Source organism: Pedobacter sp. WC2501, from assembly GCF_052682415.1.
On sequence record NZ_JBQZFI010000001.1, the window covers coordinates 1,944,019 to 1,958,158 of the forward strand.

The following is a 14,140-nucleotide window of genomic DNA, read 5'->3' on the forward strand; positions in this document are numbered from 1 at the left end:
TTTAATGAGAATTCACGCTTAAAAATTACGTGTAGATATGATTGTTTGGCCTAATTAGCGTTCAGTAAAGACTATGTATTACCTAGTTTAGAAGGTACTGATAGCACATTAGAAAAAGATGCCTGCCCTGGCATGGCACCAGCTAAAGAAGCAGAAATAAATGGTGTATAAATGGGCGAAATGAATAAAAAGCTGCTTAAAAAGGCAGAAGAACTTACTTTGCATACGATTGCAAAAAAAAAGAATCAATCAATTTGAGAAAGATAAAATAAAACGAGATAAAGCTTTAAGGAAGCTTAAAGCTTAGGTAGCAGCATTAAAAAAGACTAAACATTAAGAAATGAAGAAGATTTTACTATGTGCAATATGCATCAGTTCCTTTTTAAGTATAAAGGCACAAACCACAGTTATGGCACCTGGCAATTATAAAAGTATTAATATTGGAGGTAATGGATATGGAGATTATACGCGTAACCTAATTCTCTTACATGAAATTTATAACGGAACCAATATTGACAAAAATTTTGCCGTTGGTAAGATTACGGCATTTCGAGGGCATACTTCAGCATTTGATCGTATAAATGTGGCTGAAATTAATTCTTCCGCTTCTTATGGAAATAGTTCGGCAGCATTAACTTCTATGGACGATTCTCAAGGAAAATGGCAGTTGAAATCCTGTATTTACAATGGAAAGAAGTATCTAGCACTTGATGTTCCTTATTCTGACGCTTATCATGATCGTGGATATACATTTGTCGGCTGGACACTTTCTACTGGCGAGAGTATGAAATCTGTTCCCTATATGGTTAGTGGAGCGCCAGTAAATCAACAAATTTTATCTGACATTCAGAACTACACTGCGAACATATCAGAAACACATACCGTAAATAATTTTAGCATTATTGGAAACGTAGGCATTGGCACTACAGCACCTGATGAAAAATTGGCCGTTAATGGTAAAATCCATACGAAAGAAGTACGGGTAGATATGATTGGTTGGCCTGACTACGTATTCAGTAAAGACTATTTATTACCGAGTTTAGAAGATACTGAAAAACACATTAAAGAAAAAGGTTACCTGCCAGGCATGCCATCAGCTAAAGAAACAGAAACGAATGGTGTAGAGCTGGGGGAGATGAGTAAACAATTGCTTAAAAAGGTTGAAGAAATAACACTTTATTTAATCGATTTGAAAAAAGAAAATCAAATACTTAAACAAAAACTAGAAAATTTAACATATAAAAATAGTCAATAACAAAAATTAAGATAGACATAGGAACAATCAAAACTAGCTTAAACTTATGCAAGGAGTCTAAAACAAACGCTATAGCTCTTTAGCTTTTCCACTCAATAAGGATAAAGTAACTGTTTCTCCGTTTAGCTTTTAATGGGTGTTCCGGTAAAAGTCTACATGCGTTTCGCATTCATGCTAACATCCTATTTCGCAGAAAACTGATGAGCTGTTTTGAGCCAAACAGACGGAACTGATCTTTGGATCAGGATTTTTTCGCTCAGTAATTCCTTATAATTTTTTAAGCTCGAGCCAAGTAAAAGCTCAAAGGTTAATTACTGCTTAGTGCGATCTTCGACCTGTCTGACGAACTTTGGGTACTCTAGCACATCTTTTTATTGAGATTCTGCTTTGATTCCAGTAAAGATTCTTTGTTGATTTCTTTCATCAATAGACTTAGGGTAGTAAAAACAGATAGCTTTAGAAATTTATAATTTCTCACCTTATTGACATAAATATCCAAATATAAACCGCTCTTATTTTTTGTTCCTTTTTTTTCTCGTAATATTACCTTGATTTTTTAGTAGTTATGAGTTATAAAAGTAACACAATAGTAATAAAGAATGATGAAAAATGTAGTAATATATAAACATATATTTTTATAAATTATTGATTATTAGTTGATAATAAATAATATGCAGCTATATGAAAACAATATCAATTACATTTACAAAATATACACTCACCAATTTATCTAAATATACCTATGTCAGAAGAACAGGAAAATCCTCAAGAAAATAGACCTATAGATCTTTCAAAGAATCAAAATCCCGAACCAGCCCCTTTTCGGCCACTTGATCAGGGACCTGCAACGCCACCACCTTTCCAACAACCGCCACCATTTCAGCAGCCACCACCGTTTGGCCAGTTTGGAGGAGGAGGTTTTGGTCAGCAGAACTTACCAAATGCTACAGCTTCTCTTGTGTTGGGTATTTTAGCGATCCCAGCTTGTTGTTTCTATGGGATATTTGGAGTGATATTTGGTGTAATTGCCTGGATATTAGGTGCTGGTGATATGAAAAAATATCAGCTTAACCCGGGTTTGTATACAGAATCATCATATAAAAATGCAAAAGCAGGTAAAATCTGCGGAATGATTGCGACTATTTTAAGTGTATTATTTATCGTGATCGTTGTATTAATTATAGCTGGAGCAATTACTAATCCTAAAATGTTTGATCATCTTATCCAAGGTGTGAAATAGATCATTAATTTTACCTTAAAAATATAAATCGGATGGTGCATGCCATTCGATTTTCTTATTTTTGTAATATTGATATTGTAAAATAAAAACTAAGATAATGTATCCAGAATATTTAGTAGAGCCAATGCGTAAGGAATTAACTAACGTTGGTTTTCAAGAGTTAAAAAATGTAGAAGACGTAGATCAGGCTATTAAAGGCGAAGGAACTGTGTTGGTTGTGGTGAACTCAGTTTGCGGTTGCGCAGCAGCAAATGCACGTCCGGCAGCTCGCGCAGCAGCAGCACACGAAAAACATCCTGATAAATTGGTTACTGTTTTTGCAGGTATGGAAAAAGAAGCTGTAGATCAGGCTAGAAATTACATGATGCCTTTTCCTCCATCATCTCCGGCAATGGCTTTATTTAAGGATGGTAAATTGGTTCATATGATTGAGCGCCACCAGATTGAAGGAAGACCAGCACAAATGATTGCAGACAACCTGATTGGTGCTTTTGAACAATACTGTTAAAAATTGATTATAAAGATTATTGGATTACACCGATAGGTGATTCTTAAAATATATTGAAAAGGTGAATGGAAACATTCACCTTTTTATATTTATGAGTTTCGTTAATTTGTCATCCTGAATGCAATGAAGGATCTAAATAGATGATATACGCAAATAATTAGATTTATATTATTATAGTTTAAGGTTCTGAGTGTTCAGCAGGAGATTCTTCACTGCGTTCAGAATGACAACACTCACCTAGTCTTAGCGTCTCGCTAAGGCTTTAGTTTTTTATGGAATCGCGGCGAAAATTTAAGTAAATACAGGTCTTAACGAGACATGGTAAACCAAAGAGGTCTTATTTTGCCACGGAAGCACTGAAACACGGAGTATTCATCATTATGTCATCCTGAAGGATAATTTGTTTTATAAAATCAATATAAATGACAGTAGAATTTAATGGAAATAAATCTCCCCGGGGGATCATCATTATAAGAAGGCTTTTTCAGCCGACGAAGCAATCTTTATAGCAAGGATCATTAGCATGATAGATTGCTTAGTCGTACCTCCTCGCAGTAACGGATTTTTTATGGATCTATCACTGCTAATAATGTGCACGGCGGAAATGATGCTTTAGCTTTTTAAGCGGTGTAATCACTTAAAAACACCTTAATCGGTGCGTTAAAAATCCTTATTCAGCAACTTCTCCAGTTCTCCGAAAGAAACATTCATTCTTACCCTTCCTTGTTTGGCATATGAGATTTCTCCGGTTTCTTCTGATATAATCACCGCAACAGCATCAGTTGTTTCCGAAACACCAATACCTGCACGGTGTCTTAATCCAAATTGGGAAGGTAACTGATCGTTATCTGTTAAAGGCAAAATACAGCTGGCACTTTTAATTCTGTTTTCTGAGATCACTACGGCGCCATCATGCAGTGGACTGTTTTTCTGGAAGATACTTTCCAGCAAACGTTTCGATATTTTGGAGTCAACAAATTCGCAGCTATTGGCAAAAAACTGTTCATCATAAAATTTAACGAATACAATTAATGCCCCTGTACGTGTTTTCTTCATGCTTTTACAGGCGTCTATAATTGGTTTTATCCGGGTTAAATTATTTCTTTCGATTTCTTTCCGGCCAAATAAATAACCCCACCACGCTTTGTTTTTTTGTAGAAAAGCATTTTTCCCGATCAGTAAAAGGAAGCGCCTGATCTCCGGATGGAAAATTACGATCAATGCAATAATCCCCACGCTCATAAACTTTTCTATGATTGCGGTCAATAACTCCATGTGTAAGGCCTTTACTATCCAGTAAAAAACTGTAATAATAAACATCCCAACAAGCAGGTTAACAGCTAGTGTATTGCGGATTAGCGTATAAACGTAATAAATTAATAAGGCCACCAGAATAATATCAACGATATCAGTTGGCGATACTTTAAGGAAATCAAAATCAAAACCTTTCATTAGTGGCAAGATAGCAAAACGGATTTCAGTTTACAAGCAAGATAGGTTAACTGTTTGAACTGGTTAATCGGTTAATTGTGGAGCTGGTGCAGAAAACCTAATTTTTTAATATCGATTTGCGCAAAGCGTTTAATTTGTTTGTTAATTCATCAAGTTTTAGTCGAAATGAAATATATTCTTCTTCACTGATATATTCAAGGTCATATGCGCCAATAATATGGTTGATGGTTTCGATTGCACTTGAATAAGACATTGTTATAAAATGTGCTTTATCCTTAGGCGTAACTCTCGCTGAACCTTCTGCTAAGCAATCACTAATACTGCTTGCAGATCTTTTGATCTGACTTGTTAAGCCAAATACCTCCTCCTTTGGGAATTTCCTGGTCAAATTATAAATGTCTTTTCTGAACATCCTGGCTTTTTGCCAAGTCTCTAATTTTTCAAATGAGTAAATATGCATAACAATTAAGTTTAGATTATATGAGGAACACGAGCGCAATCGCAATTTAACAAATTATCGAAATTACCAGACGTAGGCAATTTGCGATTGTACGGTTAACCAGTTTAAACAGTTAACCGATTAACCCACATATCCGCTCAACCCAATCTCTCCACCAACCGCACACACTCTACCGCTTCCTTAACATCATGTACCCTTAAAATACCTGCGCCTTTTTTCAGCGCAATGGTATTAAGTACAGAAGTTCCGTTCAGGGCCTCTGCTGCAGAAGTGCCAAGCGCTTTATAAATCATTCCCTTACGCGAGAAACCCACCAAAATAGGCAGCTTAAATATTTTAAAGGCCTCCATCTGCTTGAGCAGCTCGTAATTATGTTCGGTCGTTTTTCCGAAGCCAAAACCAGGATCTATGATTACATCATGGATGTGCAGGGCCTTAAGTGCCGCAACTTTTTTCGCCAGATAATCGATTACTTCCAGCAATACATTATTATAAACCGGATTTTGCTGCATATTTTGAGGAGTACCCTGCATATGCATCATCATGTAAGGTACCTGTAGCTTAGCTACAGTATCGAACATCTGTTCGTCAATATCGCCTGCGGCAATGTCGTTAATAATGTGCGCACCGGCCGAAATGGTTTCCTGAGCAACTTTTGCCCTGAAAGTATCGATAGAAATGACTGCTTCCGGAAATGTTTTTACCAAACTTTCCACCACAGGCACCACACGGTCTATTTCTTCATTGATTGAAATGTCCTTTGCGCCCGGTCTCGATGAGTATCCTCCTATATCAATAAATGTAGCACCTTCATCAAGAAATCGGGCTGCTTTGATTAAAGCCTCGTCTATTGATTTTGTGCGGCTATTGTCGTAAAAAGAATCGGGGGTTATATTTAAAATGCCCATTACTTTTGGGCTGCTTAAATCGATCAGTCTACCCTTAATATTTAAGCTTTGTTTGGGCTCAAAAAAGTTTTTTTCTGCCATAATAAACCCTTTCGGGATTTGGGTTTCGCTTTAAAAATGTATCTTTAGCTTTTGTTTTTTTCAGAACAAAAATACACTAAAAACTAAATAATTATTGGCTTTGACACAAACAAATACCTCTACCGAGTTCGATGAAGTGATTGCAGTTTGCAGATCATTATTTTTAAAAAAAACTAAAGATTACGGCACTGCTTGGCGGATTTTAAGGCCAAGTTCGATCACTGACCAGATTTTTATCAAAGCACAACGCATCCGTACCCTGGAAGAAAAAAAAGTAAGTAAGGTGGGAGAGGGTGTGATTTCTGAATACATTGGGATTATTAATTATTGTGTTATTGCCATGATGCAGCTGGAATTGACCGAAAGCGACCCCAATGAAATGCCTTATGATGAAGTTGAAAAAAGGTTTGTAGAAAAGGTAACAGAAACTAAAGATTTAATGTTTGCTAAAAACCACGATTATGGTGAGGCCTGGCGCGATATGCGTATTAGCTCGTTAACCGACCTGATTTTGATGAAAATATTTAGGGTTAAACAGATAGAAGATAACGAAGGACAAACGCTGGCTTCAGAGGGTGTTAATGCGAATTATCAGGATATGCTGAACTATTCGGTTTTCGCGCTGATCAAACTCGGCGTTAAGTAAATATCATTTAAGCCTTTAAAAAAATAAATATATAGATGCGAAATATACTTTTAAGATTCTCCAGGATTTTTGTCGGTGCTTTATTCATATTTTCAGGATTAATAAAAGCCAACGATCCGCTTGGCTTTGGTTATAAGCTGCAGGAATATTTTGAAGTTTTTCATATGAATTTCCTCAGCGGTATGGCTACAGGTATTGCCATTTTGCTCTGTACTTTGGAAATTGTGCTGGGTGCGTTATTGTTATTGGGTTTCTGGAGTAAAAAAATAGCCTGGGGCTTATTGTTGCTGATAATCTTTTTTACGCTGTTAACATTTATTTCTGCCGCATTTAAAGTGGTTACCAGCTGCGGTTGTTTTGGTGATGCCATTCCACTAACGCCTTGGCAATCGTTCAGTAAAGACCTGATCCTTTTGGCGTTGATTATTGTGATTTTCTTAAACAAAAACCTCATTCAGCCATTATTTAAAAAAGAAACTACACAAAGAAATATTGCCATCATAGTAACGGTTATATCCTTAGGTTTTGGGTTATATACTTACAATGTTTTGCCGGTTATTGACTTCCTGCCATATAAAGTTGGTGCACATCTTCCCTCGTTAATGGTAATCCCTCCGGGAGAAAAGCCTGATGAATTTGAAATCATGTACCACCTGAAGAATAAAAAAACCAAAGAGGAGAAAGATATGAGCGATAAAGCCTATCTCAAAACTGAGATCTGGAAGGATGACAATTGGGAAATTATTGGTGAACCGGCAAAAAGACTGCTTAAAAAAGGCTTTGAGCCTAAAATCAAAGATTTGAACATTACTGATGCTTCAGGCACTGATTATACCAAGGAACTAATTGAAAATCCATACTATAATCTGATTTTTGTGGCTTACGATCTTCATAATACAAATGAGGCAGCTATTGGTAAATTAAATGCACTTGCCATTAATGCTACACAGCAGTTTAATATCCGTACGGTTTTGCTCACTTCCAATTCAGCACAGGATGCTCAGGCGTTTATCAAAAAGAACAACTTGTTTTCTGAAGTGTTTTATGCAGATGCAGTGCCTTTAAAAAGCATGGTAAGGGCAAATCCAGGTGTTTTGTTAATGAAGAATGGTGTGGTGATTAATAAATGGCATTTTCATAATGTGCCAACTTTTGACCAGTTAAGCAGAAAATATTTCGATAAATAAATATGATCGGATACGCACTGAAAAAACTGATGTATGGACTACTGGTAATGGGTGGTGTAATATTGGTTGTTTTTGTGCTGTTTAATATTTTGCCCGGCGATCCTGCAAGGATGACAATGGGGCAACGGGCCGATGTTCAGTCACTTGAAGCAGTTCGTAAAGAATTTGGTTTAGACCGATCAAAGCCTGTGCAGTTTATTTTATATATTAACGATTTATCTCCAATCAGTATTGTTGATAACGATAGTACCAGTCAGCAGAAATACCATTATGCAAAACTGATTGCTTTTGATAAAAAAGTACTGGCATTAAAATGGCCCTATCTGCGGAGCTCGTACCAAACCAAACGCGATGTAACTGCAATCCTTTCTGAAACCGTACCAAATACCTTCATCCTTGCTTTAACGGCAATGATTTTTGCCACCATCATTGGTGTGTTTTTGGGTGTGCTATCAGCGGTTTATAAAGATTCATGGATTGATAAATCGGCAAATGCATTTGCCATTTTAGGAATATCTGCACCTTCTTTTTTTGCGGGAATTATTATTGCCTGGCTCTTCGGATTTGTGCTGAGCAACTATACAGGTTTAAAAATGAGTGGCAGCTTATATTCTTACGATCCGTTTAATGGTGAGGTATTGACCCTGAGAAATTTATGGTTACCAATGATAACGCTGGGTTTAAGGCCATTGGCCATTATAGTACAGCTTACCAGAAGCGCCATGCTGGATGTTTTGGCGCAGGATTATATCAGGACTGCAAGGGCCAAAGGCTTAAGTAGAAATGCCATAATTTATAAACACGCTTTAAAAAACGCCATGAACCCGGTTATTACCGCTATCTCAGGATGGTTTGCCTCTTTATTGGCGGGTTCTTTTTTTGTAGAGTACATTTTCGGCTATAACGGCTTAGGAAGAACAACGGTAACCGCTTTAGAAATGTCCGATTTTCCCGTTGTAATGGGTTCAATTCTTTTTATCGCTTTCGTATTTGTAGTCATTAATATCCTGGTTGATATTTTATATGCTTATGTCGATCCAAGAGTTAAATTAAGTTAGGTTATGCGCGAGGAAGAAATTATAAATTATACCCAGCTTGCCGATGCCCGCATCATCGAAATATTTAAATCAACAACTATTGAATTGCCTGATGCAGCACGTTTGTTCAGTCACGTGCTTAATGCACAGCATATTTGGGCACAACGGATTTCTGGCAAAAAACCGCTCTATGGTGTTTGGGATATCCACTCAACAGAAGATTTTGAAAGTCTCTCTTTAGAAAATTTCAGGCTGACCAGGGAAGCATTGAATAATCATCCTTTAGATAAGCGGATTTTATATACTAATACAAAAGGTGATCAATATGAAAACCGTATAGACGAAATTTTATTTCATTTATTTAATCACTCTACTTATCATCGCGGACAGGTTGTAACTTTATTAAAAAAGGCAGGTTTTACACCGCCTGTAACCGATTATATTATGTTAAAACGCGACCATTTGTTATAGGTCGGCTATAAGAACTTCAAATGAAAATTTTCCTTATCGGATATATGGGTTCCGGCAAAAGCACCAAAGCGAAACAATTGGCACAACGTTTAGATTGTCCGGTAATAGATCTCGATGCCGAAATTGTTTCGAAAACTGGTAAAAGTATTGCCGAATATTTTGCAGAATTTGGTGAAAGCGGTTTTAGAGCTTACGAAAGTGAAATGCTTAAAACATACAATTATCCGGAAACTTGTGTGGTGGCTACGGGAGGTGGATTGCCTTGTTTCTTCGATAATATGGAATGGATGAACGCCCATGGCGAAACGGTTTATCTGCAAATGGATCCTGCGGCTTTGGTTTCACGTTTACATAACCGCCAAAAGCGCCCGTTGATTAAAGATTTAGATGATGAACAACTCTTGGTATTCATTAAAGAAAAACTTCAGGAACGCGATCCTTTTTATACAAAAGCGAAAATAATTGTAGATGCATTTGATCTTGATGGAGAGAAGTTAGAGGAAGCGATTAGGGGAAGTCGTTAGTCTGCAGTCCTTAGTCCCGAGTCTTAAGTCTGTTAATCGCTTTGATATAGTTCATTAGCTATCGACCATGAACCAATAAACTATTGACTAGTGAACCATTGACTATTGAACTGATAGCTATTAACCATGGACCATTAAACTATTGACCAATGCCTAATGAACAACTGAACTAATATCATCATCAATTATCTTCGCTGATAACAATGCCAAAGGAATTCCTCCGCCCGGATGTACACTTCCTCCACAGAAATATAAATTTTTAACCTTAGAACTGAAGTTGGGATGTCGTAAAAAGGCAGAAAACTGATTGTTCGAGCTGTTGCCATACAGAGAACCCTGATAAGATCCCGTTTTGCTTTCAATACTCCGGGGATCCAGGATCTGTTCGCAAATGATATCCTTTTCAATATTTCTATTCAGAATCCGGTTGATTTTTTTGATAATATTTGTCCTTGACTCCTTAATCAACTGATCCCAGTTTTGTCCCGTATTAGCAGGTACATTAATCATCACAAACCAATTTTCAGCATTTGCAGGCGCATCGCCTCTGAGGTGTTTAGCGCTGATATTTATGTAAACAGTAGGATCATTGCAAATGGTTTTATCTTTCCAGATGGCATTAAATTCATTTTGGTAGTCTTCAGCGAAGAAAATATTATGTAAGCCTAAATCACTGTAGTTCCCATCCATACCCCAGTAAAAAATCAATGCCGAACTGCTGCGTTCCTGGGTTAATAATTTTTTAGGTTCAACTATGCCTTTAAGTAAATTTTTGTAAGTAAACCAGATATCAAGGTTAGAGATCACTACCTCTGCTTTGTAGGTTTTATCGTTAACTTTTACCCCGTTTATTTTAGGTTTGTTTTCATTGGTGTATAATATTTCTTCGACTTTTTGGCTGTAATGAAACCGGATGCCCAGTTCTTCAGCCAGTTTAATCAAAGCCTTAACAATGCCATACATGCCATCTTTTGGAATAAAAGCGCCAAAATGATATTCGAAATGTGGAATTACATTCAATGTAGCCGGTGCCTGGTATGGATCTGAGCCATTATAGGTGGCGTAGCGGTTAAAAAGCTGCGTGATCCGCTCATCTTTAAAAAATGATTGATTAGCCCTGGCCTGTGTTCTAAAGGCATCAATCTGCCCAAAACGGAATATCGATTTTAAAGTATCCCAATGAAGGTAACTTTTAAGTTTATGCAAACTCCTTTCTAAAAATACACGATGAGTAACCTCGTAGATTGTTTTGCTCTTTTTAAAAAATTGCTCGACTTCCGCTGCAGTTGAATTGGTTTTCTCTTCTATGTCTTTAGCAAATTTATCAAGATCGGACGTAGCGTTTAACCTTAAGCCATCTTCATAAAAGTAACGGCAAACTTCTTTTAGTTTAATGTATTTAAAATAATCTTCAGGATTTTTTCCGACCAGTTTAAAAAGTTCATCCACATATTGCGGCATGGTAAAAAGACTTGGGCCGACATCGAACCTGAAACCATTCATTTTTATTTCTCCGAGCTTACCTCCAGGTTTTGAGCTGGCTTCAAAAACATCAACATCATAGCCCTTTATACAGAGGCGAATGGCAGATGCAATTCCCGCAATTCCGGTACCGATAACTATGGCTTTTGGTTTAGGCATAATGCGAAAATAGAATAAATATTTTACTAACTTAAGGCAATGACTAAGGATGAAATTATAATTTATAAAAATGAAGAGGGACTTCCCGTTATAGAGGTGGCAATTAGGAATGAAACTCTTTGGTTAACCCAGAAACAGATTGCTGATATTTTTGGTACTCAGGTTCCGGCGATTAATAAACACATCAAGAATATATATCAAGATAAAGAGTTGGATAAAACAACTATTTCCAAAATGGAAATAGTTCGCATTGAAGGCGTAAGACAGGTGAAAAGAACAGTTGATATTTATAGTCTTGATATGGTATTATCGATAGGTTATAGGGTAAATTCAATTAAAGCAACGCAATTCAGGATTTGGGCCAACCAGATTTTAAAAGATTATTTATTAAATGGATATGCCTTAAATTATAAAAAATTGCAAGAACAAAGCCAGCAACTCATTGAATTAAAGCAGGCGATCAAGTTGGTTAATGCTGTTCAAAATAGCCACTTGCTTAATAATGATGAGCTAAAAGATACCTTTAAAATTCTTACTGACTATGTTTATGCTTTAGATGTTCTTGACCGTTACGACCATCAGCAGCTGGAAAATGAAGTTTCTGGCAATAGAGGCGATTTTAAAATAGATTACGATTCTGCACTTGAAGCCATAGATGATTTAAGAACGAAGTTTGGAGGAAGCAAACTCTTTGGAAATGAAAAAGACCAATCATTTAAAAGTTCATTGTACACCATTTATCAAACATTTGATGGAGAAGAGCTTTATCCGAGCGTGGAAGAAAAGGCAGCCAATTTATTATATTTCGTAGTAAAAAATCATTCATTTTCGGATGGAAATAAACGGATCGCTGCCTTTTTATTTGTTTGGTTTCTGGATAAAAATAAAATGCTCTATCGCGAAGATGGTACAAAAAGAATTGCCGATAATGCGCTGGTTGCGCTTACCTTACTCATCGCAGAAAGTGATCCTAAAGAAAAAGAGATGATGGTTAAAGTAGTTATTAATTTGATCAACTATAAAAACTAATCTACATCAATTCGGCTAAATATACTTTTGTTTGCTTTTCGATCTCGTTGGTCGCAAATTTAATGGCCGAGCCTACTTTTGTGGTTTCTGCTTTTACTGGAATTTTATTGATGGTTGCCAATGCATCAACATACCATTTGCACCAAACCTCAATAATATGCTTCTCGTCATTTGTTGCTTTTCCATCAGCAATTGCTTTTTTGCTGAGCTCAAATTCAGTTTTTAGGCGTGTTAAAGCGTCTGCTTTAACTTGCGAAACAGTAGCTATAGCCGTGTTTTCATCGGCAGAAATTAAAGTATAAGCTGCAGTTAAACCGCTTATCCCAACGTTTTTCATTTCAGTTGGCGAAACTTTGTCGATCCTGTCATTATCCGTATGGTAAAATACATCCGTAAAGTGCCACATCAGTAGTCCTGGGATTTTATTTTGCAAAAACGGAGTATGGTCGCTGCCGCCCTCAAAAGGATTATAATTAACCGTCCAGTTTGCATATTTACCCTGGGCCTTGCAGATATCAAAGATGAAGTCGTTAAAATAATGTGGGAAAAGATCTTTTTCACTAACATCGCCGGCGCCCCATTCGGTATGTTTATCTGTTCCCCTTGTCCAGATGGCCGATGGATCGGGCATCTTTTCAATCAGAAATGAACCTCCTGTTTTTTGAGTGTCTTCGCCAACCATATCCAAACTTATTCCCCATAAAATGCCTTTGGCACGAGTAGTATCATCTGTAATATACCTTCTGGTCGATACAATTTCATCACCCCATAAAAAAGTCAGGCTGCGCTTCGGATTGATCTTTTTTGCCTGGTATAGTTCAGCGGTTAGTCTCGCCATTTCTGCCAGCGTTCCTACACCGCTCGCATTATCATTTGCCCCGGGTTCCTGTACGCTAAATACAAAACGTTCAGTAGGGTTTATACTGCCCCTAACATTTGCTACAATGGTTAATTCTTCTGAAGGATATATTTTCGTCTGGATATTTACCTTCAATTTCGTTTCACCTTTTAAACAAGCTGATTTTAGTTTTTCTTTAGCAGCAAAAGATAGGAGCAGCGTCCATACTTCGCTATTGGCTTTCATGCTGCCGAACTGAATAGAAGTTTGATGAATCTCTGGTTGGGTATATTCTGGCATCGAATAGCCTAAAACACCAATGGCTCCGACTTTGGTTGCGATTTGAAGTAAGCGTGACGGATTATTTTCCGAAAACAGGATTTTTCCTTTTAAATCCATCTTTTCTATCTCCGCCGGAACTATTTTTTCGATATAAACCACATTGGCCGTAATGCCATCAGCAGGAGTTGAGCTACAGTTTATGGGAATCATGTTGCGGTTGGTTTTGTAAGAAATAAGTGGCTGTGCTTCACCTACAATATCAATATTGGCATCAACAGGTTCCCAGGTACTGTTTTTCATCGTCCTTTTTTCGATGCGATAAGTTAAGGGAGCTTCAAACTCATTCTGTTTCTGTTCTACAAAACCAGCTTTTTTAAGGATATTTTCTACGTAATGAATGCTTGCGTTAAAGCCTGTGTTGCCGGGTACGCGGAAGTATTTTTCTACAAAAGCTGTGGTTTCGTAGGCGTTTTTTTCTATGAAACCAGCCCGCGTTAGCTTGAAATATTCGTCTGTTGGGTTTTGTGCGTAACATCCCAATCCCGCAAAAAGCAGTAGGAAAAGTATTTTTGTTTTCATAA

14 protein-coding genes are annotated in these 14,140 nt (G+C 37.0%); 9 read left to right on the forward strand and 5 right to left on the reverse strand.

The annotated features are described in order from the left end of the window. Positions 1-340: 340 nt before the first annotated feature. From ACUN24_RS08455 to ACUN24_RS08465, 3 genes are all read left to right on the forward strand, one after another. Positions 341-1,255 (forward strand): hypothetical protein, encoded by a 915-nt coding sequence (locus ACUN24_RS08455; protein WP_445562089.1) that lies wholly within the window; start codon positions 341-343, stop codon positions 1,253-1,255. Positions 1,256-1,997: 742 nt separating this feature from the next. Next, positions 1,998-2,495 carry a CCC motif membrane protein gene (locus ACUN24_RS08460; protein ID WP_445562090.1) on the forward strand — a complete coding sequence of 166 codons (498 nt, stop codon included), beginning with the start codon at positions 1,998-2,000 and terminating at the stop codon, positions 2,493-2,495. A gap of 97 nt (positions 2,496-2,592) precedes the next feature. Beyond that, positions 2,593-3,003 carry a BrxA/BrxB family bacilliredoxin gene (locus ACUN24_RS08465; RefSeq protein WP_445562091.1) on the forward strand — a complete coding sequence of 137 codons (411 nt, stop codon included), beginning with the start codon at positions 2,593-2,595 and terminating at the stop codon, positions 3,001-3,003. A gap of 660 nt (positions 3,004-3,663) precedes the next feature. Here ACUN24_RS08465 and cdaA read toward each other — a convergent pair. The 3 genes from cdaA to folP all read right to left on the reverse strand — a co-directional run bounded on the left by cdaA (position 3,664) and on the right by folP (position 5,904). After that, positions 3,664-4,455: a diadenylate cyclase CdaA gene (gene cdaA, locus ACUN24_RS08470; protein WP_121287783.1), complete on the reverse strand. Its 792-nt coding sequence runs from the start codon at positions 4,453-4,455 to the stop codon at positions 3,664-3,666. 97 nt (positions 4,456-4,552) lie between these two features. Beyond that, positions 4,553-4,915: a four helix bundle protein gene (locus tag ACUN24_RS08475; protein WP_445562092.1), complete on the reverse strand. Its 363-nt coding sequence runs from the start codon at positions 4,913-4,915 to the stop codon at positions 4,553-4,555. Between the two features lie 137 nt (positions 4,916-5,052). Next, a complete protein-coding gene (gene folP, locus ACUN24_RS08480) occupies positions 5,053-5,904 on the reverse strand; it encodes a dihydropteroate synthase (RefSeq protein WP_445562093.1) in 852 nt (283 codons plus the stop codon). Positions 5,905-6,004: 100 nt separating this feature from the next. Between folP and ACUN24_RS08485 the strand changes: the two genes are divergently transcribed. The 5 genes from ACUN24_RS08485 to ACUN24_RS08505 are packed head-to-tail and all read left to right on the forward strand — an operon-like array spanning position 6,005 to position 9,769. Further along, positions 6,005-6,550, forward strand: a complete 546-nt coding sequence (locus ACUN24_RS08485) for a DUF1599 domain-containing protein (protein WP_121287840.1) — start codon at positions 6,005-6,007, stop codon at positions 6,548-6,550. A 35-nt stretch (positions 6,551-6,585) separates the two neighbouring features. Beyond that, the gene (locus ACUN24_RS08490) at positions 6,586-7,737 is read left to right on the forward strand and encodes a BT_3928 family protein (protein WP_445562094.1); all 1,152 of its coding nucleotides are present in this window, start codon (positions 6,586-6,588) and stop codon (positions 7,735-7,737) included. Between the two features lie 2 nt (positions 7,738-7,739). Continuing rightward, entirely contained in the window at positions 7,740-8,795 is a 1,056-nt protein-coding gene (locus tag ACUN24_RS08495; protein ID WP_445562095.1) for an ABC transporter permease, read from the forward strand. Between the two features lie 3 nt (positions 8,796-8,798). After that, entirely contained in the window at positions 8,799-9,245 is a 447-nt protein-coding gene (locus tag ACUN24_RS08500; RefSeq protein WP_445562096.1) for a DinB family protein, read from the forward strand. 20 nt (positions 9,246-9,265) lie between these two features. Further along, positions 9,266-9,769 (forward strand): shikimate kinase, encoded by a 504-nt coding sequence (locus ACUN24_RS08505; protein ID WP_445562097.1) that lies wholly within the window; start codon positions 9,266-9,268, stop codon positions 9,767-9,769. 153 nt (positions 9,770-9,922) lie between these two features. Here the strand turns inward: ACUN24_RS08505 and crtD are convergent, their stop codons facing one another. Continuing rightward, a complete protein-coding gene (gene crtD, locus ACUN24_RS08510; RefSeq protein WP_445562098.1) occupies positions 9,923-11,410 on the reverse strand; it encodes a 1-hydroxycarotenoid 3,4-desaturase CrtD in 1,488 nt (495 codons plus the stop codon). Between the two features lie 39 nt (positions 11,411-11,449). On the opposite strand from crtD, the gene rhuM reads away from it, so the two are divergent. Further along, positions 11,450-12,439: a RhuM family protein gene (gene rhuM, locus ACUN24_RS08515; protein WP_445562099.1), complete on the forward strand. Its 990-nt coding sequence runs from the start codon at positions 11,450-11,452 to the stop codon at positions 12,437-12,439. Between the two features lies 1 nt (position 12,440). Here the strand turns inward: rhuM and ACUN24_RS08520 are convergent, their stop codons facing one another. Beyond that, positions 12,441-14,138: a M28 family peptidase gene (locus tag ACUN24_RS08520; protein WP_445562100.1), complete on the reverse strand. Its 1,698-nt coding sequence runs from the start codon at positions 14,136-14,138 to the stop codon at positions 12,441-12,443. Positions 14,139-14,140: the final 2 nt, after the last annotated feature.

Coding starts and splice junctions, on each gene's coding strand:
- ACUN24_RS08500 (WP_445562096.1), top strand. CDS start 8,799: ATGCGCGAGGAAGAAATTATAAATTATACCCAGCTTGCCGATGCCCGC.
- ACUN24_RS08495 (WP_445562095.1), top strand. CDS start 7,740: ATGATCGGATACGCACTGAAAAAACTGATGTATGGACTACTGGTAATG.
- ACUN24_RS08490 (WP_445562094.1), top strand. CDS start 6,586: ATGCGAAATATACTTTTAAGATTCTCCAGGATTTTTGTCGGTGCTTTA.
- ACUN24_RS08505 (WP_445562097.1), top strand. CDS start 9,266: ATGAAAATTTTCCTTATCGGATATATGGGTTCCGGCAAAAGCACCAAA.
- ACUN24_RS08465 (WP_445562091.1), top strand. CDS start 2,593: ATGTATCCAGAATATTTAGTAGAGCCAATGCGTAAGGAATTAACTAAC.
- ACUN24_RS08520 (WP_445562100.1), bottom strand. CDS start 14,138: ATGAAAACAAAAATACTTTTCCTACTGCTTTTTGCGGGATTGGGATGT.
- ACUN24_RS08455 (WP_445562089.1), top strand. CDS start 341: ATGAAGAAGATTTTACTATGTGCAATATGCATCAGTTCCTTTTTAAGT.
- ACUN24_RS08460 (WP_445562090.1), top strand. CDS start 1,998: ATGTCAGAAGAACAGGAAAATCCTCAAGAAAATAGACCTATAGATCTT.
- ACUN24_RS08475 (WP_445562092.1), bottom strand. CDS start 4,915: ATGCATATTTACTCATTTGAAAAATTAGAGACTTGGCAAAAAGCCAGG.
- rhuM (WP_445562099.1), top strand. CDS start 11,450: ATGACTAAGGATGAAATTATAATTTATAAAAATGAAGAGGGACTTCCC.
- crtD (WP_445562098.1), bottom strand. CDS start 11,410: ATGCCTAAACCAAAAGCCATAGTTATCGGTACCGGAATTGCGGGAATT.
- folP (WP_445562093.1), bottom strand. CDS start 5,904: ATGGCAGAAAAAAACTTTTTTGAGCCCAAACAAAGCTTAAATATTAAG.
- cdaA (WP_121287783.1), bottom strand. CDS start 4,455: ATGAAAGGTTTTGATTTTGATTTCCTTAAAGTATCGCCAACTGATATC.